The following is a 22693-nucleotide window of genomic DNA, read 5'->3' on the forward strand; positions in this document are numbered from 1 at the left end:
TTAAAAGAGGGATTTAGGGAGATTAAAAAGGATAATAGCGTGACCTATCTGTTTATATCAGATTTACATTTGTCACCCGATCACCCTCGACTCGTTCGAGGGTTTTTCGCTTTGCTCAAAGAATATCAACACCAGCAAACCCAGCTCTATATTTTAGGGGATTGGTTCAATGCTTGGATTGGTGATGACTATACTGCCCCATGGTTAGATGAAATCGTTACGGCTTTACAAGATTTTCACGCCGCAGGTAATCAAGTCTATTTCCAAGTGGGTAATCGTGATTTCGCCTTAGGTCAAAAATTTCTCGATCAGTTTCAGGGTGTTTTGTTACCAGACTGCTATGTCTTAGAAATTAACCAACTTAAATTCCGACTTGAACATGGCGATGCCTTATGTACCGATGACATCGGTTACCAACGCTTTAAAAAAGTCATTCGCAATCCAATAGTCCTTGGCTTTCTGCGAAAAACCCCTCTCAGTTTCCGTACCAAACTAGCCAATGGCTTCCGAAAGAAAAGTCATGCTGCTCAGCAGTTTAAAAGCTATGAAGTGATGGATGTCAATCAACAAGCGGTTGCTCAGGCTTTGGCAAATGTAGATATCTTAATTCATGGGCATACCCATCGTGCTGCCATTCATGAGCAAGAGGATAAAAAGCGCATTGTGCTAGGCGATTGGAATGAAGATTCAGCACAAATTCTAGTGATTGATTCGACACAACAAAATTTAAGATTAAAGTTAAGCAATTTTAATTACTAAGTATTTAAAACTTTACTTTTCTCTGTCTCTCTGACTTAAACACCATTTTTGCGATACATCCTTAGAATTAATAGCCACCGTCTACTCGCATTTTCTCACTGCCCTTTTTATATTTAACCAACAGCGTTCTTAATCCACTCATCAAAACACTAGTATCTACACCAACAGCAACAAACTCAGTTCCTAATTCGATGTATTTCTGCGTGACTTCATCTGTAGTGGATAAAATCCCTGCGGCTTTTCCTGCTGCACGTATTTTCTGTATTGCTACAATGACAGCTTTTTGCACGTCTGGATGGTTCGGATCGCCTTGATAACCCATGGTTGCAGATAAGTCGACTGCTCCAATAAAGACTCCATCAATCCCTTCAATTTTAAGAATTTCATCTAAATGACTTAAGCCTTGTACTGATTCAATTTGAATCAACAAACAAATTTGTTCATGCGCATGTGCATAATAATCAGGAATACTGTTCCAACGCGTTGCACGAGCCAATGCTGCACCGACACCACGAATCCCTTCTGGTGGATAACGTACCGCTTTAACCATAAGCTCTGCCTGCTCAACCGTTTCCACCATCGGAATTAGTAAGGTTTGTGCCCCTATATCTAATAATTGCTTAATTAATTGCACACTGCCAATCGGTGGACGTACCACTGCTTGTGAAGAATAGCCAGCCATACTTTGCAGTTGTAATAATGTGGTTCTTAAATCACTAGGAGCATGTTCACCATCAATTAAAAGCCAATCGTAACCGGCATTTGCAACTATCTCGGTTGCATAGGCATCTGCTAAACCGACCCAAAGTCCGATTTGCTGTTGGCTTTTTAATCTTTGCTTAAAATGGTTAATGGTGTCAGGTCTCATGATGAGCTAGGTTTAAATGGCATGATGCTGATAAGTAAATCGATTTATAGCGCAAAATGCCAATATTGATTTTCGATCTTATCATTGTATTCAACACTTAATCGTGCCGAATTCTGTGCTTATCTCATAATTGAACAAGCTTTGATAGAACATATATGAACGATGCTTGAATCTGATACATGAAACGATTAATGTGAATATTCCGCTAATAACAGCATCGATTTGACCTCGGAGTGATTTTCATGGATCTTTTGAATATTTCAAAAACTCGTTATACCACTAAGGCTTACGACCCTTCCAAGAAAATTCCACAAGAACAATTTGAACACTTACTCGAAATTTTACGTTTAACACCTTCTTCAATTAATATTCAACCGTGGCATTTTTTTATTGCAGATAACCATGCAGCCAAAGAACGCATCGCCAAAGCTTTAGTGGGTAAATATGCCTACAATGCACCAAAAGTATTAGATTCATCACATACCATTTTGTTTTGCACCAAAGCTGATATTACTGAAGCACATTTAGAAAATTTATTGGCACAAGATGATGTGAGTGGTCGTTTTAAAGATGCCACTGCAAAGCAAGGTCAAAAGGATAGTCGTACAGGTTATGTCGATTATTATCGTAATGAAAAAGGTGATATTCAACGTTGGGCTGAAAATCAGACCTTTATCGCACTCGGTCAAATTTTACTCGCAGCAGGGATTGAGCATATTGATGCTACCCCTATTGGTGGTTTTGATGAGGATTTATTAACTGAAGAATTACAACTTACTGAAAAGGGCTTAATTCCCTCTGTACTATTAACACTGGGCTATCGCAGTGAGACAGATTTTAACGCCAAGCTACCAAAATCTCGTCTAAAGAAAGAAGAAGTTTTCACTAAGCTGTAAAATTTACTTGCAATAATCAGGGACAATTCATTTGTCCCTTTTTTCTATAAAGGAACAAATCTTGCTTAATTAAGATACATATTCTACCTAAGCAGAGGTCAGTACAATGTCTTTATTTGTTCAGCTTCCAATCAAATTTGAATGTAAACACTGTCAACTCACCTATTTTCATGCCTATGCGCCATCTGCATTACATGAATCACTCTGCCCAGAATGTCATCATACTAGCTTACTCATGGGCGTCGCGGAAAAAACCGACTTACTTCGTTATCCAATAACGTGGGTTGCCAAATTTATGAAACAGTCATGGCATAGGCTAAACAAAGCACACTCATAATTCCTAAGCCTAATCCTAGACTGGTAGTGGTTTTGAGCTTTTCTTTAAAGAAAATAAACCCGCTCAACACCCCCAATGACACCACCAAAATATTCATCCCTGCAAATACAATTGCGGGGCTATCTTTTAGCAACATGTGTGCTTTAACGTATAGCGCGATATTGGCAAAATTAAGCACGCCCAAACACAAACCAAACAAAATATTTGTAGCTGATCCAATCTGCTTTGTAGTTAATACGACATATAAAAGTGAAAATACAAAGGCACATATAAACATTAAGTTTAAAGCCACAGAGAACTGCACGCCCAAACCCGTCGTGTATTTCAGCAAGATATCCACCAAGGCATACCCCACCCAGACACTTGCCAAATAAAACATCCCCGAAGTACTAACGCTAGAATAGCTATTCGTTGCTCGATGCGAGTAGATAATACATAAAACTGCAATGACACCCAGCCCAATGCCAATAAGTTTGAGTGTGCCAAACTGCTCGTTAAAAATGAAATAAGCAGCACCCAAAGACAAAACCACTGACAAACGCTGGGCGACTTCAGTTTTGACAATACCCGCAGTTTGTAATGACTTCGATAAGCATAAAAACACACTTGGCAATAACATGCCTAGACTGAGAATAAGCCACCATGGTGTATTGCTCGGAGAAACATGGCCTAAATCTGGTTTGAACCAGTAAAAGCATAAAAGACTCGCAATCGCATAATTCCAGCAAATCATATGTATAGGATTCAAGCCCTTAGCCTTACAAACTTTCAGTAGTATTGATACCAAAACGCTGCAAAGATCAGTTCCATTAAATACCTTCCCCAAGTTTTCCGCCAATCATATAAAAAAGCCCACATAACTTATGTGGGCTTCAATTTATAAATAATTTGTGGAGCGATTATTTATAACGTTCAACCATTTTCTCTAAAGAAATTGGACGAATCTTGTCAGCATTGCCCGCTGTACCAAATGCTTCGTAACGATCAACACAGATCTGTTTCATTGCATCAACAGTTTTAGCAAAGAATTTACGTGGATCGAATTCACTTGGTTGTTCTGCCATCATACGGCGCATTGCACCTGTCGATGCTAAACGTAAGTCTGTGTCGATGTTGATTTTACGCACACCGTGTTTGATTGCTTCAACCAATTGCTCAACAGGAACACCATAAGTTTCTTTGATGTCGCCGCCATACTGGTTAATTACAGCTAACCATTCTTGAGGAACAGAACTTGAACCATGCATTACAAGATGCGTATTTGGAAGTGCCGCATGAATTTCTTTAATACGGTCAATTGCCAAAATATCGCCTGTAGGTGGACGCGTAAATTTGTATGCACCGTGTGAAGTACCTACCGCAATTGCAAGTGCATCGACATTGGTATCTGCAACAAACTGACGCGCTTCTTCAACTGAAGTTAAAAGTTGAGAATGATCGAGAACACCTTCAGCGCCCACACCATCTTCTTCACCCGCCATACCTGTTTCTAGGCTACCTAAACAACCAATTTCACCTTCTACAGAAACACCGCACGCATGCGCCATTTGTACTGTACGACGTGTTACATCAACGTTGTATTCATAAGTCGTCGGTGTTTTACCGTCTGCACCCAATGAACCATCCATCATTACTGATGAGAAGCCCAATTGAATTGAACGTTGACAAACATCTGGATCTGTACCATGGTCTTGGTGCATTACCACTGGAATATGTGGCCATTCTTCAATTGCAGCCAAAATAAGGTGACGTAAGAATGGAGCACCTGCGTATTTACGCGCACCCGCTGATGCTTGTACGATAACAGGTGAATTTGTCGCATCTGCTGCAAGCATGATTGCGCGCATTTGTTCTAAGTTGTTTACGTTGAATGCTGGTACGCCGTAAGCATGTTCGCCGGCGTGATCCAAGAGCTGGCGCAATGAAATAAGAGCCATAGTGTCCTCCCAGGTAATGCGACATATTCTACATGGTCATTAATTTCAATTCAGCAATAAATAACACTATTTAAAAAAAATCCCCGCAATTGCAGGGACCTTCTAAGAAAATACGACAATTTATTGAGCAGCGGCCTTTGAAGCTTCAGCTTCTGTTGCAGGAGTGGCAGCATCGGCATCTACATTGGCAACTTCTGCAGGCACATCAGTATTCTTTTCATCCATAACTGGCTTATCTAATGAATCAATCGCAGCTTGTTGCTCTGGAGTAACTTTTTCTTCTACTGCTGCATCTGTTTTCGGTGCTTCATCTTTTTTTGCACAAGCCGTTAAAGCCAATGGTGCGATTAATAAAGCAGCAAGCGTTAATTTTAGGTTCATCACATTATTCCTACAACAGGTGATTTAATAGGCGTGATTTTATTTCAAAGATGTGACAGTTTTATGACCTAAAGATGAATGCAATAAAAAAGGCTGACCAAAGTCAACCTTTTCTATTTCATCTCATTCAATGAAGTATTTTTTTTAAGCACGTTCTAAAAGAACAGCGACTGCTGGAAGTGTTTTACCTTCAACAAATTCAAGGAAAGCACCACCACCTGTTGAGATATAACCAATTTTGTCTGCAACTTCGTATTTGTCGATCGCAGCTAAAGTATCACCACCACCTGCAATTGAGAAACCAGCCGATTCAGCAATCGCAAGAGAAAGTGTTTTCGTGCCTTCACCAAATTGATCAACTTCAAACACGCCTACTGGACCGTTCCAAAGAATTGTTTTTGAAGTTTTTAAGATTTCTGCAAAAGCTTGCGCTGTTTCTGGGCCAACATCCAAAATCATGTCGTTATCAGTAACATCTTCAACTTTTTTCACCACTGCTTTTGCAGCAGCCAATGAACCCAAGAAATCATCAAAGTTAATTTCAGATGCGTCTGCAACAACAACGTCTGTTGGAAGTGGAACAGATACTTTTGCTGCAATCGCTTTTGCTGTATCGATTAAATCATTTTCACACAATGATTTGCCAACATTGAAGCCTGCTGCTGCCAAGAAAGTATTGGCAATACCGCCACCCACGATCAATTGATCACAAATATCTGACAATGAAGTTAAAACATCAAGTTTAGTCGATACTTTAGAACCTGCAACAATTGCAACCATTGGTTTTTCAGGTGTTTGTAATGCGCGACCCAATGCATCAAGTTCAGCTGCAAGAAGCGGTCCTGCTGCTGCAACAGGTGCTAAACGTGCAACACCTTCAGTTGATGCTTCAGCACGGTGCGCAGTACCAAATGCATCCATCACAAACACATCACAAAGTGCTGCATATTTTTGTGCAAGTTCAGGGTTGTTTTTCTTTTCACCGTGGTTAAAACGGCAGTTTTCTAACAGAACCACTTGACCTGCTTGAACGTCAACACCATCAAGGTAGTCAGTCACTAACTGAACGTCTTGACCCAATGCTTCTGTTAAATAAGCAGCTACAGGAGCTAATGATTGTTCAGCTTTTGGCTCACCTTCTACAGGACGACCAAGATGTGAATACACCATGACTGCTGCGCCTTTATCTAATGCAGCTTTGATTGTCGGTAATGCAGCACGTAAACGTGCATCACTGGTAATCACACCATTTTTAACAGGAACGTTTAAGTCTTCACGAATAAGAACTCGTTTACCTGCTAAATCAAGGTCAGTCATACGCTGAAAATTCATGTATAGCTCTCTGAATATATAAAATCGGCACGATTTTAAATGATTATGCAGAAAAAAGGTTAGCTTCTTTTGTATAAAAGCTGCCGAAAGCGTTAGTTTTGATTATGATATTGAAAAGCCACAAATTGATTCACTGCTATGTCATTTCATCCAGATCCTAAAATTAACCGCTTAAATGTATTTGGCGAACCCTTAGCCAGTTGTTGTTTTGACCCAATTACAGGTTATTTCCGCAATGGATTTTGCCATACTGCAACGACCGATTTAGGGCAGCACACCATGTGTGCACAAATGACTTCAGAGTTTCTAAATTTTTCACAGAAAGTTGGCAATGACTTAATCACTCCTGTACCCGAAGTTGGTTTTTCTGGTTTACAACCTGGCGATTTCTGGTGTATTTGTGTAACACGTTGGGTGGAAGCCTATCAGGCGGGTCAAGCACCTCCTGTTAAAATTCATGCCTGCCATCAAGCCGTTCTTTCTTATGTTCCACTGAATGTATTAATGGATTATGCCATCTGATGAATACCCAAATCATTCTGGCTTCAAGCAGTCAGACGCGCAAAGATTTAATGGATCGCTTAAAGATCCAATATGATTGTGTTGTACCAGATATTGATGAATCACCGCGTGGTGAATTACATGCAGATGATTTGGCTCGTCGTTTAGCCTTTGAAAAAGCCAATGCCGTTGCACAGAAACATCCTGACTCGATTGTCATTGGTTCAGACCAAGTGGCTTGGCGTGAAGGTGCCCCAGATATTTTTATTGGCAAACCGCTCTCGGCAGATAAAGCCATTCGTCAGTTACAAGCCAATTCTGACAAAATCGTCTATTTCAGCACTGCACTGAGCGTACAACAACATTCAACTGGATTTGAACAAACACTGGTAGAACACTACAAAGTAAAATTTAGAAAACTGAGTTTGGCAGAGATTGAACGTTATGTCGCTATAGAGCAACCGCTACATTGTGCGGGTAGCTTTAAATGTGAGAGTTTGGGTATTAGTTTATTCGAACAAATGATCGGACACGATCAAACCACATTAATGGGCATGCCGATGATTCAATTGTGCCAAATTCTTCGTCAATTAAATATTTTAGTTCCTTAATTTAGGCTGTAATTTATGTCCCAACCTTTAGACATTTTAGGCGGCATCACCGCTGAACAGTTTCTTCGCGAATACTGGCAAAAGAAACCTCTACTTGTACGTAATGCTTTACCTGAAATCATCAACATCTTAGAACCCAATGATGTGATGGAACTGGCTTTAGAAGAGCACGTGACAGCGCGTTTAATTAAGCAAAAAGATAAAGACCCGAATCAATGGACAGTGAAATCATCGCCTTTAATTAAAGGTGATTTCCAAAAAATGCCGAAACTATGGACCTTACTGGTTCAAGCCGTCGATCATTACTCATTTGATCTAGCTGAATTGTGGAAAAAGTTCCCTTTTATTCCACAATGGCGCCGTGATGACATTATGGTGTCCTATGCCCCAAAAGGCGGTTCTGTCGGAAAACACTTTGACTTTTATGATGTGTTTCTTGTGCAAGGCTATGGGCATCGTCGTTGGCAGCTTGGACAGATGTGTGATGCCAATACCGAATTTGTTGCAGGTCAACCTTTAAAATTACTGCCAGAAATGCAGATTGATTTTGATGAAGTACTCGCACCTGGTGATTTACTCTATGTCCCACCGGGTTTATCTCATTATGGTGTCGCTGAAGATGATTGTCTCACTTTCTCGTTTGGTTTCCGTATGCCAAATATGGCAGATGTAATGGATCGTGTCAGTGATAAGTTTGCTGATAACACTTTTTTAAAAAATCCATTGATTGATATTCAAAGACAACAAGCCAATCCTATTGGGCAGATCACCAAATCAGAGTTGGATTATTTAAAAACCCTGTTACTCGAACGCTTACAGAATTCATCTGAACTGGATAATGCCATTATCAGTTTAATGTCAGAACCAAAATATCCAGACAACATTCCTGAACCTGATGAAATTGAAGCGGATGACTTACGTGAAATTTTAGATACAGGTTATGAAATTTTGCTCGAACCTGCATCACGTTTATTGTATGCCGAACAAGAGCAAGCATTATTGTTCTGGGCAAATGGTGAGCAAATTTGTATTTCTGAAGATTCTAGTGATCTGTTAAAGCAAATTGCAGATGGGCAAGTATTGGCCTTTGATCAACACTTTAACCATGACGAAATTTTGGCTGACTTTGCACAACTGATGAATGATTCGATTCTGATGCTACTTCCACCAGCTGAAGAATAAATCCAAGTTACAAAGGCATTCAATCTCGTTTTGAGTGCCTTTCCTGATTATTTCTCTTCTCTAACTTCTAATAATGCTTGAACCACCGTTTTACCCTTTTCAGAGCTGACTTGTAATTCAGCACCTACACGTTCTAAACGCATTTTCATACTTCGAATTCCAATGCTCATCCCATTTTGAAAATTGCTCTTCACATCAAAACCAACACCATCATCCTCAATCGTTAAAATTAATTGGCGCTCATACGGAAATACCATAGACACAAAGACATGTTTCGCCTGACTATGTTTCACAATATTGGTCAGACTTTCTTCCAAAACCCGAATAAGGGTCAAACACTGCAAAGCATTCGGCACATAGCCCCAGTTTTGAGGAAAAGACCATTTCGATTCTATGTCCAATTCATCCATGAGTTGGCTAAAACGGTGACGAACTGGCGCCACCCATAAAATTGGATTTTCAGGAACTCGTGAGCCAAGACTTGACCCACTATCAATGATTTGTCTTAAATCATCCCGCAACAACTTTAAAATAGATAGAAATTGCTGATTACTCATATTGTGTTCGGCCTGATCCACAATAATCATGGAACGCACCAAAGATGAACCTAATCCATCATGTAAATCATGTGAAAGATGAATTCTCTCCTGTAAACGAACATTCTCCAATTCCAGCTTATGTTTTTCATTCATACTGGCATATAAATCTTGACTGACCTGATGCATTTTTTCTTCTAGTCTTACATTAAACTTCTCTACACGGCGAGTATTTCTGGCTAATTTCACCCCTAAAATAAGCACGACAAAGACCGTAATGATTGGAGATGTATAAGGAGAAAGTGGTTTTATATTTTTATGTAAGTCCGAACCTAGAAGCAAGCTATCAAATAATGCACAAATTAAAATACCCGTAAGACAGAGCAACAGAAATATATACTCTCTATTTTTAGTTTTAAATGTGATGTAACCTAAATAAAGATAAGTTGCTAAAAACAATAAAATATAGAGGATAAAAATATTAATAAAAACTGGGATAATCCATTGTAGCGGTGTAAAGAAAATAATAATTAATACGATAAACGTGATACCCCAAATACCGCGTTCTAAGCGTGAAAACTCAATACGAATAAATCTAAGCAAATACGTACAGAAGCACACCATATAAAGAATAAAGAAGCTAATATTGGCTTGTGCAGAAATCACATTATTAGGAAATGGTTTAGTTTCTGTTACTAGAATATTGGAAATAAATAAAACCCAAAGTATGCAACTTAGTGCGAACCATGCAAAAGTTGTTTCTGAACGCCTAAAAATCCATATTGAAAAACATAAAAGACCTAGCACCAATGAAATGATAATATTAATTTCAAATAAAGTTCGCCTATTCCAAACCTGTTGCTGATATTGAGCATCAGCAGCTTGCACATTATGGAAAGAAATCCCTCCAAGTCCTGCTTTTTGAAAGGCATAACCATTCACATAAATTAAAAATTCATTCTCTCCAGTTTTAAAACTAGATGGCATTAATACCCAATATCTAGGCATATTCCAGCTTTTCGATAAGGGTTCAACCAAATTTTGATCATGCCAAAGCACATTACGATTAAAATAAACTGCACCCGCAGAATTAATATATTCAATCGAAAATGCAAAAGATTCACTAAGTGTTCCTGAAGAACAATCAGGTTTCCAACGTATTTTATACCACGCACCGCCATTATAATTTGGCTCATGGATAGCCCAATTATCAGGCAACTCTACCTCTTTCCAACCCGATGTAGGAATATGATGAATCGAATCCGCTTTTACAAACTGAATCGGTTGTACTTGAATGGTACAATGCTCATCTATGGAATAATAAGATGATGCTGCGTCAGTCTGCATATGAATGCAAACCAGTGCAAACATACAAAAAATCCGCAGAATCAATTTGGTCATATAATCCCTAAAGTTCTCGCTGCACTTACAGCTTTCGTCCTTTTTGAAACGGAAAGTTTCCGATAAATATGCTTAATATGACTTTCTACCGTATAGCGCGAAACAAATAATTGCTCAGAGATTTCCCGATTACTTAACCCTTGCGCCACCAAATCTAAAATTTCCTTTTCGCGATTGGTTAAAGCTTCCATATCAACAGGTAAAGCATCATGTTGTTGACTTTTATCATGTGAGTTTTCTTGAACTGCAATTTGGTTCAGAATCTCTCGGGCAATAAAAGGATCAATTGGCGCACCACCACGCAAAATACTACGGATCGCTAACAAGACTTCAGCATCATCACGCTCTTTTAACACATAACCCGTTGCACCGGCCTTAATGGCAGAGAATAAGCTTGACTGTGTACTCCATGCTGAAATAACCAGAATTAAGGCACTCGTATCTCTTTCACGCAACCTTTCAATAAACTCGATGCCATTTCCATCTGGCAAACCTAAGTCTACTAATGCCAATGAGATCGGAATTTCCTCAATTTTTGCAAATGCTTCTTTAAGATTAGAGACAAAATGTAATGTCTCAGTTTCATATCCCAGTTCAGTTAGAATTCTTCTTAGACGGTTCTGTATAATTGGCTCATCTTCCAGAATAATTACTGGTACTGGCAACATTGTTTCATCATTGCTCATGTAACACCCCATTTTTGGTATGTACTATACTCAAATTTTTAAGATGACTCATATCCCCATATTTGGGTAAATTAAAGCTTTCTCCTTCAATTTAATACCTATTCTTCTAAGATACACTCATCGCTTACTTTTTACACAAAAAAACTGCTCAGTCGCATAAATTAAATGAAAATAAACATGATTGTTATGCAAATCACTCGACTTTTTTAATGATTTATTAGTGAACGCCCAACACAAATAGTTACTTGTACTCATCATCAAATCTTGGCATTGTGAAATGAAATAAACTTCAGGCACAAGGATGAATTATAACTATGCCGAATCCAGCACAAATTGTACGCCACAAATTACTGAACACCTTTTTTTCGCGTCATTCTGTTTGGTTCACTTTTATTTTTATTACACTTAGCATTACTTGGTTTAGACTCAATTATGCCCCTCATTATATTTATTATTTCCTCTCAGATACGACGCTTAACGTATTATGGTTAATCAGCACACTGTTAAGTTTGGTCGGCGTATATGATTTATTACAGAATCGGCACTCAATTTTAAAAAACTACCCAATCATTGGACATTTTCGCTTTTTATTTGAAGAGTTCCGACCAGAAATTCGGCAATATTTCATTGAATCCGATGAAGATGCTTTACCCTTTTCAAGAATGCAACGCAGCTTAGTTTATCAACGCGCTAAGAATGAAAATTCAGATAAACCTTTCGGTTCTATCATCGATGTGTATCAGCAAGACTATCGTTTTATGACCCACTCGATTCAACCTTGCCCTCCTGCTGACCCATCTACATTCCGCATCCAAATCGGGAGTTCACAATGTACTCAACCCTATAATGCCTCTATCATGAATATTTCTGCCATGAGCTTTGGTAGTTTGAGTGCTAATGCCATTCGTGCATTAAACAAAGGAGCACAATTGGGCAACTTTTACCACGATACTGGTGAAGGTAGTCTCAGTCCTTATCACTTAGAATATGGTGGTGATATTGTCTGGGAACTGGGTAGTGGATACTTTGGTTGTCGCACGGAGGACGGTACTTTCGATCCAATAAAGTTCGCGCAGCAGGCCGTACTTCCACAAATTAAAATGATTGAGATTAAACTATCGCAAGGTGCTAAACCTGGACATGGCGGCATTTTACCTAAAGATAAGATTTCTGCAGAAATTGCACAAATTCGAGGTATTCCCCGCGATCGTGATTGTATTTCCCCCTCAAAGCACTCAGCCTTCAATACGCCTATTGAAATGCTACAGTTTATTCAAAAATTACGTGAACTCTCTGGCGGAAAACCCGTAGGATTCAAATTGTGTATCGGTCAGCCTTGGCAGTTTATGGGTATAGTCAAAGCGATGCTACATACGCAAATATTACCTGACTTTATTGTTGTTGATGGTTCGGAAGGTGGTACAGGTGCTGCTCCCATCGAACTGATCAATAATATGGGTACACCACTCCGCGAAGGCGTTTTATTTGTCCATAATACGTTAATTGGAGCTGGACTCAGAAAACACATCAAAATTGGTGCCAGTGGTAAAATTATTAGTGCTTTTGATGTTGCTAACACCATGGCGATTGGGGCTGACTGGGTCAACTCAGCACGCGGCTTTATGTTTGCGATTGGTTGTATTCAAGCACAGAGTTGCCATACCAACCAGTGTCCCGTCGGTGTTGCAACGCAAGATCAAGATCGCCAAAAGGCAATACATGTGCCTACAAAAGCTGAACGTGTTTTCCATTTCCACAAAAACACCCTGCGCGCTTTATCCGAAATGATTGCTGCGGCAGGTCTACGCCACCCTTCAGATATTAAAGCCCACCATTTAGCGCAACGTATTAATGATCGTGAAATTAAAAACTATGCTCAATTGCATTTTTGGTTAAAAGACGGTGAGCTTCTGAATTGCGAAAATAAAGATCAGGAAAACTTTTATTTCCGTATGTGGAATATGGCAAAAATGGAATATTTCTAGCATCAGACAGACTTGGTTATAATTTTAGCCAAGTCTGTTCAAAACATGAATTTCAAAAATAAACTTAATAATACTCGCCTGTGCTATGCGCATGTAAAAAAGCAGGGATTAGACCTGTTAAAGCGGCACGAATATCAGCTCGTTCATTAATTAATTGATGAGAACCTTCTTCCAACATCAACAAGGTCTGTAATCGAAATTTTTGACGAATAAACTCAATGTTATAACGCCAGTCTACCGTTTGATCTAATGCGCCTTGAGCCAACCAGACAGGTATACGACAAGAAGGTCGCTCTTCCATCTGCTGCATCCACTTCGACATCGCCAAAATCCAGTCCATACCCATCATACGAGGTTGTAAAGGGTCTTTTAAACGGACAAATCTTAAAAATTCAGGGTTATGATTATTCCGACGGAAATGTCTCGGAACTTGACGCTTAATTCGACGAATAATGCCTAAACCGACAGAGTTGTGCCACCAAGCAGATTTAGCAGGCCGAATTAAAGGTGACAATAATAAAACACGCTCTACATATGGATTTTCACGGCGCTCTGCAAACTCAAGTAAATGATGCATAAGGATTGCACCACCAGTACTTTGTCCAATTCCTAACCATGGTTTAGGAAGTTGTGAAGCATTTTTTACATATTGATATACCGCATGTAAAACACGCTGATAATGATCAAAATCTTGAATACTCGCAGGCGAACCATTACTTAACCCATGACCTGGTAAATCATAAGTCAGCACACTGAAACCTTGTTCAAGTAGTTCACGGATAATCGGCTGATAAATTCCACTGTGCTCTAAATAGCCGTGTAAAAGTAATACCGTTCCTTTTATTTCTACTTTTCCTTCAGCATTTGCTTTGGGTTGAAACACTTGCACATGCAATTTAAACAAAGGCATTTGTATAAAACCTTGCCAATGTTCACAATCCAGCAAATGTAACCCGTACAACTTACGATACGCCTGTAATTCAACTGAGGGGGAAAATGCATGATTCAAATTTAATGGACTTAAAACCTGTGGCGTCGTATCTCGATTAGGCACAGGTAAGTCTAATTGTTTCAGTATGCTTGGATTTAAAAATGGAATTTCAGGCATTAAGGTACCTCTCGGCAATCACTTGAGCCGAATAACATGTCGCGAATGGTCGCCAACATTTCATAATTTGCGCGGCGGCTATGATCATAGTTCTGTTGGCTAGGCTGCCAAGCAGTTAATTCTGTTGGCATTGGCGCTTCAATAGGCACCGTCTCAATTCCATTTAAAGCAAATAAACGGCGCGTTCTAGGCATATGATATTGATCAGTAATGAGAATCACGGTTGGTGCTCCTCCTTTCTTTTGTAATAATAGCGAGCTAAAACGTGAATTTTCACAGGTGTTCATACTTCTATTTTCTAATAGTTTTGCATCGACACCACGCTCTTTTAACCAACGCTGCATATAAGGAGCTTCTACTCCACTTAGTACAATCGGTAAGTTATACACTTTCTCTACAGCTAGAGTTTTCTCTAGTCTTAATTTTGTATAGTCATTCACGACTATATCTTTTCTATTTTTATCTAAAGTTAAACCACCACCCAACACCACAATGGCATAAGGTTGAGATAAAGCCCCTTTCGGCATTTCATTCTGTTCTTTAATTTGAGCAATATCTTTTTCAATTTGCCGTGCGTCAACACTTTCAACTACAGGTTTTACTTCATGTATCTGTAGAAAATCCAGATACTTTTCCATCAAGGCTTTATTTTCCTTGCTGTCTAACTCTAATAAATCTTTTACATTTTGTGTTGGATCTTCAGGCGCTGAGGCGGCTTGCTTTGGATCTGCCAAAAGCGGAACTTGAGGGCGTTCTCCTTCCTCGTTTTGTGCTTGCTGTTCTTTATTAATCACGTCTTGCAGCGCAGTGTAACGTGCCTGAATTTGCGGTAAATTTTCAGAATTGTTTTGCTGAATTTCCTGTTCCATCAATTTGAGATACGCTTGACGTGCAATCCATAAATTAGAACCAGGTTCAAGATTTTCGGCTTCGCTTAACGCTGCCATTTTTTGACTTTTTGCCGCCACTTCATTCACTTCTACAGGAACAAAGGTATTTAATGCTTTGACCACCAATTTTGAATAAAATGGCGAATAGATAAAAATCACCAGACAGCCCAAAAGTACAAAAAGCAGCGCTGCAATTTGTACAATACGAACCATCCAATGTGTTTTAATCATTCATTATTCCATGTGTGATTGAATTAAACCAACTGCATTAAAAAGAACTGGTTCTGGCTCTAAGTTGATATTGAACTTATTCGACACAGCTTGCTGAACTGCACGATAGGTTGCCTGAACATCCAATAAAGTGGCATCTTCATAATTCACCAAAACCAACGCCTGTTTTGCAAACATACCAACCATACCTAAACGCTTACCTTTCCAACCCGCCTGATCAATTAGCCAACCTGCAGCAATTTTAATCTGTCCATTTGCTTGAGGGTAATGGGGCAATTGAGGGAATTTCGTATTTATTTGGTCAAAACATTGTGCAGAGATCACAGGATTTTTAAAGAAACTGCCCGCATTCGGATATTCTTTTGGATCTGGCAATTTACTTTGACGAATTTGAATGACTTGATTTTGTAGATTTTCTGCAGTTAAGTCATCACCCACAGCTTGTTTTAAATCACCATAGCTCAGCTTCAAATCTGCATATTTCAAAAGCTGAAAAATCACTTGAGTGATAACATAACGCTCAGGTTGATCTTTAAAAATACTGTGTCGATAAGCAAATTGACAATCTGATGCGAGAATTTTAGTAAATTGCTGTGTTACGCGGTCATAAACCCGTACCGCCTGAATAAACTCACCAACTTCTACCCCATAAGCACCAATATTTTGTACTGGGGATGCCCCGACTAAACCCGGGATTAAAGCTAAATTTTGCAGACCATATAAATGCTGTTCAGTCGTCCATAACACAAAATCGTGCCATACTTGACCTGCACCAACGGCTAGCGTCTTGGTCTGCTCATCTTCATTTAACGTTTCAATCCCTTGAACATCCATATGGATAACCAAAGCATGTATATACTCAGGCAAAAGCATATTGCTGCCACCCGATAAAATTAAAATATTAAGCTGTTGCTGTTCTGCATAAGATAAGGCTTCCAGCAACATCGGCTCATTTTCAATTTTTACATAGTGTGATGCGACCGCACTCAAATTTAAGGTGTTAAAAGGCTTAAGTTGAACGTTATTTTGAATATGCATGCTAAAACCTGAACTAGCCTTTCATCTGTTGTTGAAGTACCTGAACCCAAGCCAAACTACTTGATTCACATTGATCAAGTACACGCTCAAATCCATCATCACCACCATAATAAGGGTCTGGCACTGCTTGTTGAAGGAATTTTTGATCATGCTGACTCATCAGGGCAATCTTTGCGCGAAGCATATGCTGCCCTAAAACCAATTGAGCTTGCTGCATCAGGTCTTGAATATCTTCTAAATTTTCATAATCCATTGCCAAAATCAGATCAAACTCAGCAAAGTCTTGAAGCTTAAGCTGACGCGCGCGTAAAGCAGATAAATCATACCCCCGATGTTTAGCATGTTTTTGGCTTCTTAAATCAGGTGCTTTATTCGGATGATAATTGCTGGTTCCTGCGGAATCGACCTCAATATTCAGTTGATGTGCATCACAGTAATGTCTAAATACCACTTCTGCTGTGGGTGAACGGCAGATATTTCCAAGACAGACACATAACACCTTGTAGGGCGTTTGCGATGACATAAGCACCTCAATAGAACGTTTATTTTGCAATGTCTTATGTTAAGTTATTTGGAGGATGAATCCCACTAAAACTGTATAACAAAAACACGTAAATATTGATAAAGCATGAAGGAATTGCCAATGTATGACTTTCAGTTTCAAACTGTTTCCCGAATTATTTCTGGTCTAGGCTCAATTCAAGAACTCACAACGGTCTTGACTGAACAAGGTGGTAAGAAAGTACTGTTGGTGACAGATAACGGCATGCTACAACAGCAGTTACATCACTCTATTTTAGAAATTCTGGAACATCTATCTTTAGCACATGTTATTTATGCCGATGTCATTGCTGACCCACCTGAGCAGATTGTCAATGCAGCGGTAGAATTTGCACAACAGGAAAAAATTGATACGGTGATTGGCTTTGGCGGAGGTAGCTCTTTAGATGTTGCAAAACTCATTGCAATCTTAGCCCATCCAGACCAGTCGCAAAAATTGGCTGAACTCTATGGGATTAACAATGCAAAATCACCACGATTACCCTTAATTCTAATTCCCACCACCGCAGGTACAGGCTCTGAAGTTACCCCGATTTCTATTGTGACTACAGGTGAAACCACTAAAATGGGCATTGTCTCACCCGAACTGTATGCTGATGTAGCCATTCTAGATGCGACTTTTACCCAAAATTTACCCGCGCATATTACGGCAGCAACAGGTATTGATGCCATGGTGCATGCTATTGAAGCCTATACTTCGAAAATTAAAAAAAATCTGTATGCCGATATGTTAGCCAAACAAGCATTAAGGCTACTCAATCAAAATTTAAAACTGGTACTAGAAGATGGTTCTAATCTACAGGCACGGCAAAATATGCTTAATGGTTCGATGTTTGCAGGTCAGGCATTTGCCAATGCCCCTGTAGGTGCAGTACATGCATTGGCTTATCCTTTGGGTGGACATTTTCACATTTCACATGGTCACAGTAATGCCTTGGTTTTAACTGAAGTCTTGAAGTTCAATGCACTAAATGCCAAGCATTTATATGCTGAACTGATGACATGGATAGACCCTTATAGCAAAGGTTGTATCGATGGATTATGTGATTTATTTATCGATCATATGCAAAATCATTTAGACCGAAGTGGTTTGACTTTAAAGCTCAATGCACTAAATGTACCAAAGACTGCCCTTTCAACACTGGCACAGGATGCCATGTTACAAACCAGACTATTACAAAATAACCCACGTGATCTAAGCCTGAATGACGCTGAACAAATTTACCAAGCGATTTACGCTTAACTCATCACTTAGCAATGGACATGTAAAACAATGAAACCCCAAGCCAAACTTAAAGAAACTTATCCTTTTATTTTTCCCATACAAACACGTTGGTCGGATAATGATATTTACGGGCATGTGAACAATGTCAATTATTACAGTTTCTTTGATAGCGCTGCAAATGCGCTACTGATTCAAAAAGCTCATTTTGATATACACCATTCACCGATTATTGGCTTAGTGGTAAGTTCATCTTGTCAGTTTTTACAAGAGCTTTGTTATCCCGAAGTAATTGAAGTCGGTGTGGCAATCAAACGTATAGGAAACAGTTCTTTGGAATATGACTTAGCCATCTTTAAAGCCAATCAAAATACAGCCGCAGCACAGGGACAATTCATTCATGTTTTTGTAGATCGAGAGCAGCGTAAAAGTACACCGATTCCCATGAATATGCGTCAGGCTCTACACACTTTTATGCGAGTTGAGCCTGACCAGAAATTCGTTTAATCGTTATTTCAATTGAATGTTATGTAATTCAGCATCAAAACTTTGGATTAAATCACGCACGACAGGTTCTGTTTGTAATAGCTCCCCTGCACGCTGATAAGCTTGCTCTTTACGTTGATGCTGTAAGAGATACGGTGTGGTATCTGTTACCGCACCATACTCAATTTTAAACAGCGTATTTGGCCACTGGTTTTTTAGTGCCTGTTCAAGAGCATGTTGGGATTGACCCAATAATTGCTGATATTGCTCTGGAATATGAAACACAGATTCAGCATCAATTTGACCCGTCATCAGACCATGTTGTGCCAATTCTTGCACCGCAGGCGATAATTCACTGTGTCTGAACCAGAACTCCCACTTACCGAGCGTCCACTCACCTTCCAAAACTTGTTCTTGTACACGCAAAATATCTTGCGGCATAAGTTTCGTGATTTCTGTATTCGATACAGTTGTCGCTGGCTGGGATTTAATTTCAGGCTCAGGTTGTTCTATAAGCGGCTGAACCGTTGAATGTGTTTCAACCTCATCAGCGGCCAAACTGAAGAGTGAGTCTTGCTCTGTGTCTACACTGGTAAAACCTGTGTCGGCTGATAATGACTCATTTTCAACAGATGCTTCGACTGCACGTTCTACTTTTTCTTCTGCGGTAATCGGTGCAATTTCTTCAAACAAGAAGTCATCACTACTTGCTTCAGAGGGAGCTTCGTATGATGTATCAGTGTCTTCATCAAGGTCGAATAAGACATCTGCACTCGCAGGGTCAAACACGATTTGATCTGAATGACTGGTTAGATTGGCCGTTTCTTCAACCTGCTCTGGAATTTCTGGTAATGCAGACTCATCCTGTAGATTTGTCTCAACAGCAAGGTTTTCTACAAGTGGTGTAACTTCCGCTATCACTTGGATTTGATCTTGCGGAGCTGCAACTACAGTATTGATATTTGTGACAGCTTGTTCAGTAGCCAACACTGGTACCGACTGAATTTGTGTAGCAGGAGTTGAAACCAAGACTTCATTTGGTTGCAAAGGTCTAAATGCCAACAAACGCAATACGCACATTTCAAAACCTTGCTCTTGCGTCACCGCAAGTTGCAAATCTGCACGCCCTTTACACGCAATCTGGTAATAAAGTTGTAAATCTTGATCGGCGATTAGCTGAGAAAGCTGAGAAATCTTTTGATTAATTTCGGCACTATATTTCAGGCTTAGATCAGGGAAATATTGCAGCAATGCTAATTCATGCAAAGTTGAAATCAACTGATCTAAAACCAGAGAAACATCTAAAGCTTGCTGTCTAAATTGCAGCAACAATTGACTCACACGCACTTTTTGATTTTGATGAATCGCCATCAATAAATCATAAATGATCGTACGATCAATCAAGCCCAACATCTCTTTTACATCTTGATGCTGAATCGCACCTTGACCATAGGCAATCGCTTGGTCAGTTAAAGACAGCGCATCACGCAGTGAGCCTTGTGCAGACTCTGCAATTTGCCAGATTGCGTCTTGTTGAGATGGGATCTGTTCTTTTTCAAGAATTTTTGTCAAATGCTCGGTAATTTCATCGACTGCTAAAGGACGCAAGGTAAATTGCAAACAACGCGAAATCACCGTAATTGGGAGCTTTTGCGGATCTGTGGTTGCAAATAAAAATTTCACATGCTCAGGCGGTTCTTCTAAGGTTTTAAGCAAGGCATTAAATGAATGTGTAGAAAGCATGTGTACTTCGTCAATCAAGTACACTTTATAACGTCCCTGAGTTGGCGCATACGGTACGTTATCTAAAAGTTCTCGCGTATCTTCGACTTTGGTTCGTGACGCCGCATCAATTTCAATCAGGTCGATAAAACGGCCTTCATTCACCGCTTTACACGTGGCACAGACTTCACACGGAGTCGCTGTTACACCTGTCTCGCAGTTTAAGCATTTCGCAAGAATACGTGCAATGGTAGTTTTACCCACGCCACGCGTACCTGTAAATAAATACGCATGGTGTAAACGCCCACGTTCTAATGCACTGCTGAGTGCACGCGAGACATGGTTTTGCCCCACTAATTCATTAAAATTACGGGGACGATATTTACGCGCAAGTACTTGATACATGTATGCTCCTTTTCACAGGTCTAAGCATACTGTTTTTTTGCACAAGAGTGAATGAACAATCTCAAAGCGAGTTAATGATTGTGGAAATTAAACACGCTGTTGATACCTTAATCTTAAATTCAGTCAATATGCACTTTAAATCGATCAGCAATTTGATCTTGTTCAGTCACATCTTTCACATAATTTAAGTGATATTTTTTTAAAGTGAGTTTATTCAATTCTCTATTTTGGATTTTATTGAATTCCAATTAAATCTGAGACACAGCCCGTCATACTAAATCACTTGTTTCGCGTATAAAGTTGATCCATCCCATATAAAAATCTTAAAACCAGCCTTTATGTCCCTTTAATATTGCATCGGCACATCTTAAAGTTTCTTGCGTTAAGCCCCATAAACGATAGTCGCCAGTGATGGACGCCGTTGCAAAATTATGTGTGTAAGCAAAACTTAATTGGCGCTCTGGATCACACCAAGCACCTGAACCATTAAAACCCATGTGTCCGAAACCTTGTGGAACTTGTTTGCCTAAAGTCAGGACACGGTGATACCCCAAACGCCAATGCATTGGAATCGGCATAATTCGGTCACGATGCTGATATTGAATCTGTGACATGCGTTGAAATACTTCAGGTTTAATCAACTGTTGCTGTTGCCATGTCCCCCCTTGTGCCAACATGGCATAAATTTTTGCCAAACTTTCAGCAGAGAAAACACCATTGGCAGCTGGAATTACAGCTTGTAAACCTTGTTCACTAAAAAAACTAAAGTTCTTCATGCCTTTAGGAATCATGGCATCTTGGAAATCTTGTGGATTTTGACCTGACCATGTCGCAACACGATCCATTAAAGTCGTTTTCTTGGTTGTATTTTTTCTTTTTGAAGAATCAGAACTTGAACTTTTAGAGTTCGCTGTGGAGAATGGTCGTGCAACCCGATCAAGTTGTAATGTCGGCACGCCAAAATAAGCATCTTGTATATGAAGCGGTTGCAACAGATATTGTTGCATTAAATGAGATAAACTTTGCCCTGTGGCTTTTTCCACAACACCGCCCACTAACCAGCCAAAAGTTAAAGGTTGATAGGCTGCATCTTCACCTACAGCAAAGCGCGGTTTGGCCTCAGCAATCCGATTTAACATAAGCTCCCAATCGGCCATTTGCGCTGCGTCTTGAACCAAATTGCGGATATCAAATAAGCCACTTTGGTGACTTAGAATATCCGCCAAACGAATGTTGGATTTACCATTTTGTGCAAATTTAGGCCAATACTTTACAATTGGTTGATCATAATCAAGCAAACCTTGGCTGACTAAAATATGAGCTAACGTTGCCAAAACACCTTTGCCTGTTGAGTAACAGACCGACAAGGTGTTCTTTTCCCATTGTTCTGTAGCTGATTTTTTCCCGATACAAATATTAACGACCTTTTGTCCTTGAAAATACACGCAAAGTGCAGCCCCACCTTGATGCATTCGTGGATGCTGTAAACGACTGAACTGTTTCGCCAAATCTTTAAAATTTTCAGCAACATCCCCATGATATTGATTTAGATTCGCCGATAAATATGCTTTTAGTTCTTTCATCTTACATCCTTATAATTTTTTAATTATTGATACAT

At 39.5% G+C, this 22693-nt stretch carries 21 protein-coding genes; 8 read left to right on the forward strand and 13 right to left on the reverse strand.

The window, feature by feature from the left end; all coding sequences use genetic code 11:
* The first annotated feature begins 39 nt into the window (after positions 1-39).
* A complete protein-coding gene (locus tag E0H94_RS09785; protein ID WP_131326301.1) occupies positions 40-759 on the forward strand; it encodes a UDP-2,3-diacylglucosamine diphosphatase in 720 nt (239 codons plus the stop codon).
* A gap of 67 nt (positions 760-826) precedes the next feature.
* Here E0H94_RS09785 and hpaI read toward each other — a convergent pair whose 3' ends face one another.
* On the reverse strand, positions 827-1627 hold the full coding sequence (gene hpaI / locus E0H94_RS09790; protein ID WP_131326303.1) for a 4-hydroxy-2-oxoheptanedioate aldolase: 801 nt from the start codon (positions 1625-1627) through the stop codon (positions 827-829).
* Between the two features lie 242 nt (positions 1628-1869).
* Between hpaI and nfsB the strand changes: the two genes are divergently transcribed.
* Positions 1870-2523: an oxygen-insensitive NAD(P)H nitroreductase gene (nfsB, locus tag E0H94_RS09795; protein WP_131326305.1), complete on the forward strand. Its 654-nt coding sequence runs from the start codon at positions 1870-1872 to the stop codon at positions 2521-2523.
* 293 nt (positions 2524-2816) lie between these two features.
* Here nfsB and E0H94_RS09800 read toward each other — a convergent pair whose 3' ends face one another.
* From E0H94_RS09800 to E0H94_RS09815, 4 genes are all read right to left on the reverse strand, one after another.
* The gene (locus E0H94_RS09800) at positions 2817-3686 is read right to left on the reverse strand and encodes an EamA family transporter (RefSeq protein ID WP_227548572.1); all 870 of its coding nucleotides are present in this window, start codon (positions 3684-3686) and stop codon (positions 2817-2819) included.
* A 73-nt stretch (positions 3687-3759) separates the two neighbouring features.
* Entirely contained in the window at positions 3760-4797 is a 1038-nt protein-coding gene (gene fba / locus E0H94_RS09805) for a class II fructose-bisphosphate aldolase (RefSeq protein ID WP_131264377.1), read from the reverse strand.
* 120 nt (positions 4798-4917) lie between these two features.
* The gene (locus tag E0H94_RS09810) at positions 4918-5178 is read right to left on the reverse strand and encodes a hypothetical protein (RefSeq protein ID WP_131326307.1); all 261 of its coding nucleotides are present in this window, start codon (positions 5176-5178) and stop codon (positions 4918-4920) included.
* Between the two features lie 144 nt (positions 5179-5322).
* A complete protein-coding gene (locus E0H94_RS09815; RefSeq protein ID WP_131326309.1) occupies positions 5323-6510 on the reverse strand; it encodes a phosphoglycerate kinase in 1188 nt (395 codons plus the stop codon).
* Positions 6511-6648: 138 nt separating this feature from the next.
* On the opposite strand from E0H94_RS09815, the gene E0H94_RS09820 reads away from it, so the two are divergent.
* Genes E0H94_RS09820 through E0H94_RS09830 form a run of 3 tightly spaced genes read left to right on the forward strand, consistent with a single transcriptional unit; the run spans position 6649 to position 8804 of the window.
* A complete protein-coding gene (locus E0H94_RS09820) occupies positions 6649-7032 on the forward strand; it encodes a DUF2237 family protein (RefSeq protein WP_131264380.1) in 384 nt (127 codons plus the stop codon).
* Positions 7032-7622: a Maf family protein gene (locus E0H94_RS09825; RefSeq protein ID WP_131326311.1), complete on the forward strand. Its 591-nt coding sequence runs from the start codon at positions 7032-7034 to the stop codon at positions 7620-7622. The genes E0H94_RS09820 and E0H94_RS09825 overlap by 1 nt, the downstream gene beginning before the upstream one ends.
* 15 nt (positions 7623-7637) lie before the next feature.
* Entirely contained in the window at positions 7638-8804 is a 1167-nt protein-coding gene (locus E0H94_RS09830; protein ID WP_131326313.1) for a cupin domain-containing protein, read from the forward strand.
* A gap of 47 nt (positions 8805-8851) precedes the next feature.
* On the opposite strand, the gene E0H94_RS09835 is transcribed toward E0H94_RS09830, so the two are convergent.
* Both E0H94_RS09835 and E0H94_RS09840 read right to left on the reverse strand, forming a co-directional pair.
* The gene (locus E0H94_RS09835) at positions 8852-10741 is read right to left on the reverse strand and encodes a 7TM diverse intracellular signaling domain-containing protein (protein ID WP_413773010.1); all 1890 of its coding nucleotides are present in this window, start codon (positions 10739-10741) and stop codon (positions 8852-8854) included.
* Positions 10738-11427 (reverse strand): response regulator, encoded by a 690-nt coding sequence (locus tag E0H94_RS09840; protein ID WP_131326316.1) that lies wholly within the window; start codon positions 11425-11427, stop codon positions 10738-10740. The genes E0H94_RS09835 and E0H94_RS09840 overlap by 4 nt, the downstream gene beginning before the upstream one ends.
* Positions 11428-11741: 314 nt before the next feature.
* Here E0H94_RS09840 and E0H94_RS09845 point away from each other — a divergent pair, with 314 nt between their 5' ends.
* On the forward strand, positions 11742-13412 hold the full coding sequence (locus E0H94_RS09845; protein WP_131326318.1) for an FMN-binding glutamate synthase family protein: 1671 nt from the start codon (positions 11742-11744) through the stop codon (positions 13410-13412).
* Between the two features lie 64 nt (positions 13413-13476).
* On the opposite strand, the gene E0H94_RS09850 is transcribed toward E0H94_RS09845, so the two are convergent.
* Genes E0H94_RS09850 through E0H94_RS09865 form a run of 4 tightly spaced genes read right to left on the reverse strand, consistent with a single transcriptional unit; the run spans position 13477 to position 17202 of the window.
* Complete coding sequence (locus tag E0H94_RS09850; RefSeq protein ID WP_131326320.1) at positions 13477-14520, reverse strand: alpha/beta hydrolase; 1044 nt, start codon at positions 14518-14520, stop codon at positions 13477-13479.
* Positions 14520-15641 carry a YdcF family protein gene (locus E0H94_RS09855; RefSeq protein ID WP_131326322.1) on the reverse strand — a complete coding sequence of 374 codons (1122 nt, stop codon included), beginning with the start codon at positions 15639-15641 and terminating at the stop codon, positions 14520-14522. Before E0H94_RS09855 ends, E0H94_RS09850 begins: the two co-directional genes overlap by 1 nt.
* Positions 15642-15644: 3 nt before the next feature.
* Positions 15645-16679: a UDP-N-acetylmuramate dehydrogenase gene (gene murB / locus E0H94_RS09860; RefSeq protein ID WP_131326324.1), complete on the reverse strand. Its 1035-nt coding sequence runs from the start codon at positions 16677-16679 to the stop codon at positions 15645-15647.
* Between the two features lie 13 nt (positions 16680-16692).
* A complete protein-coding gene (locus tag E0H94_RS09865; RefSeq protein ID WP_131326326.1) occupies positions 16693-17202 on the reverse strand; it encodes a low molecular weight protein-tyrosine-phosphatase in 510 nt (169 codons plus the stop codon).
* 120 nt (positions 17203-17322) lie between these two features.
* On the opposite strand from E0H94_RS09865, the gene E0H94_RS09870 reads away from it, so the two are divergent.
* Both E0H94_RS09870 and E0H94_RS09875 read left to right on the forward strand, forming a co-directional pair.
* Complete coding sequence (locus tag E0H94_RS09870; protein WP_131326328.1) at positions 17323-18483, forward strand: iron-containing alcohol dehydrogenase; 1161 nt, start codon at positions 17323-17325, stop codon at positions 18481-18483.
* A 30-nt stretch (positions 18484-18513) separates the two neighbouring features.
* Entirely contained in the window at positions 18514-18969 is a 456-nt protein-coding gene (locus tag E0H94_RS09875; RefSeq protein WP_131326329.1) for an acyl-CoA thioesterase, read from the forward strand.
* Between the two features lie 3 nt (positions 18970-18972).
* Here E0H94_RS09875 and dnaX read toward each other — a convergent pair whose 3' ends face one another.
* Both dnaX and E0H94_RS09885 read right to left on the reverse strand, forming a co-directional pair.
* Positions 18973-21075 (reverse strand): DNA polymerase III subunit gamma/tau, encoded by a 2103-nt coding sequence (dnaX, locus tag E0H94_RS09880; protein ID WP_131326331.1) that lies wholly within the window; start codon positions 21073-21075, stop codon positions 18973-18975.
* 323 nt (positions 21076-21398) lie between these two features.
* Positions 21399-22658, reverse strand: a complete 1260-nt coding sequence (locus E0H94_RS09885) for a serine hydrolase domain-containing protein (protein WP_131326333.1) — start codon at positions 22656-22658, stop codon at positions 21399-21401.
* Positions 22659-22693 lie beyond the last annotated feature (35 nt).

Origin of the sequence: Acinetobacter sp. ANC 4173, assembly GCF_004331255.1 — a bacterium.
In the GTDB taxonomy this organism is placed as follows: domain Bacteria; phylum Pseudomonadota; class Gammaproteobacteria; order Pseudomonadales; family Moraxellaceae; genus Acinetobacter.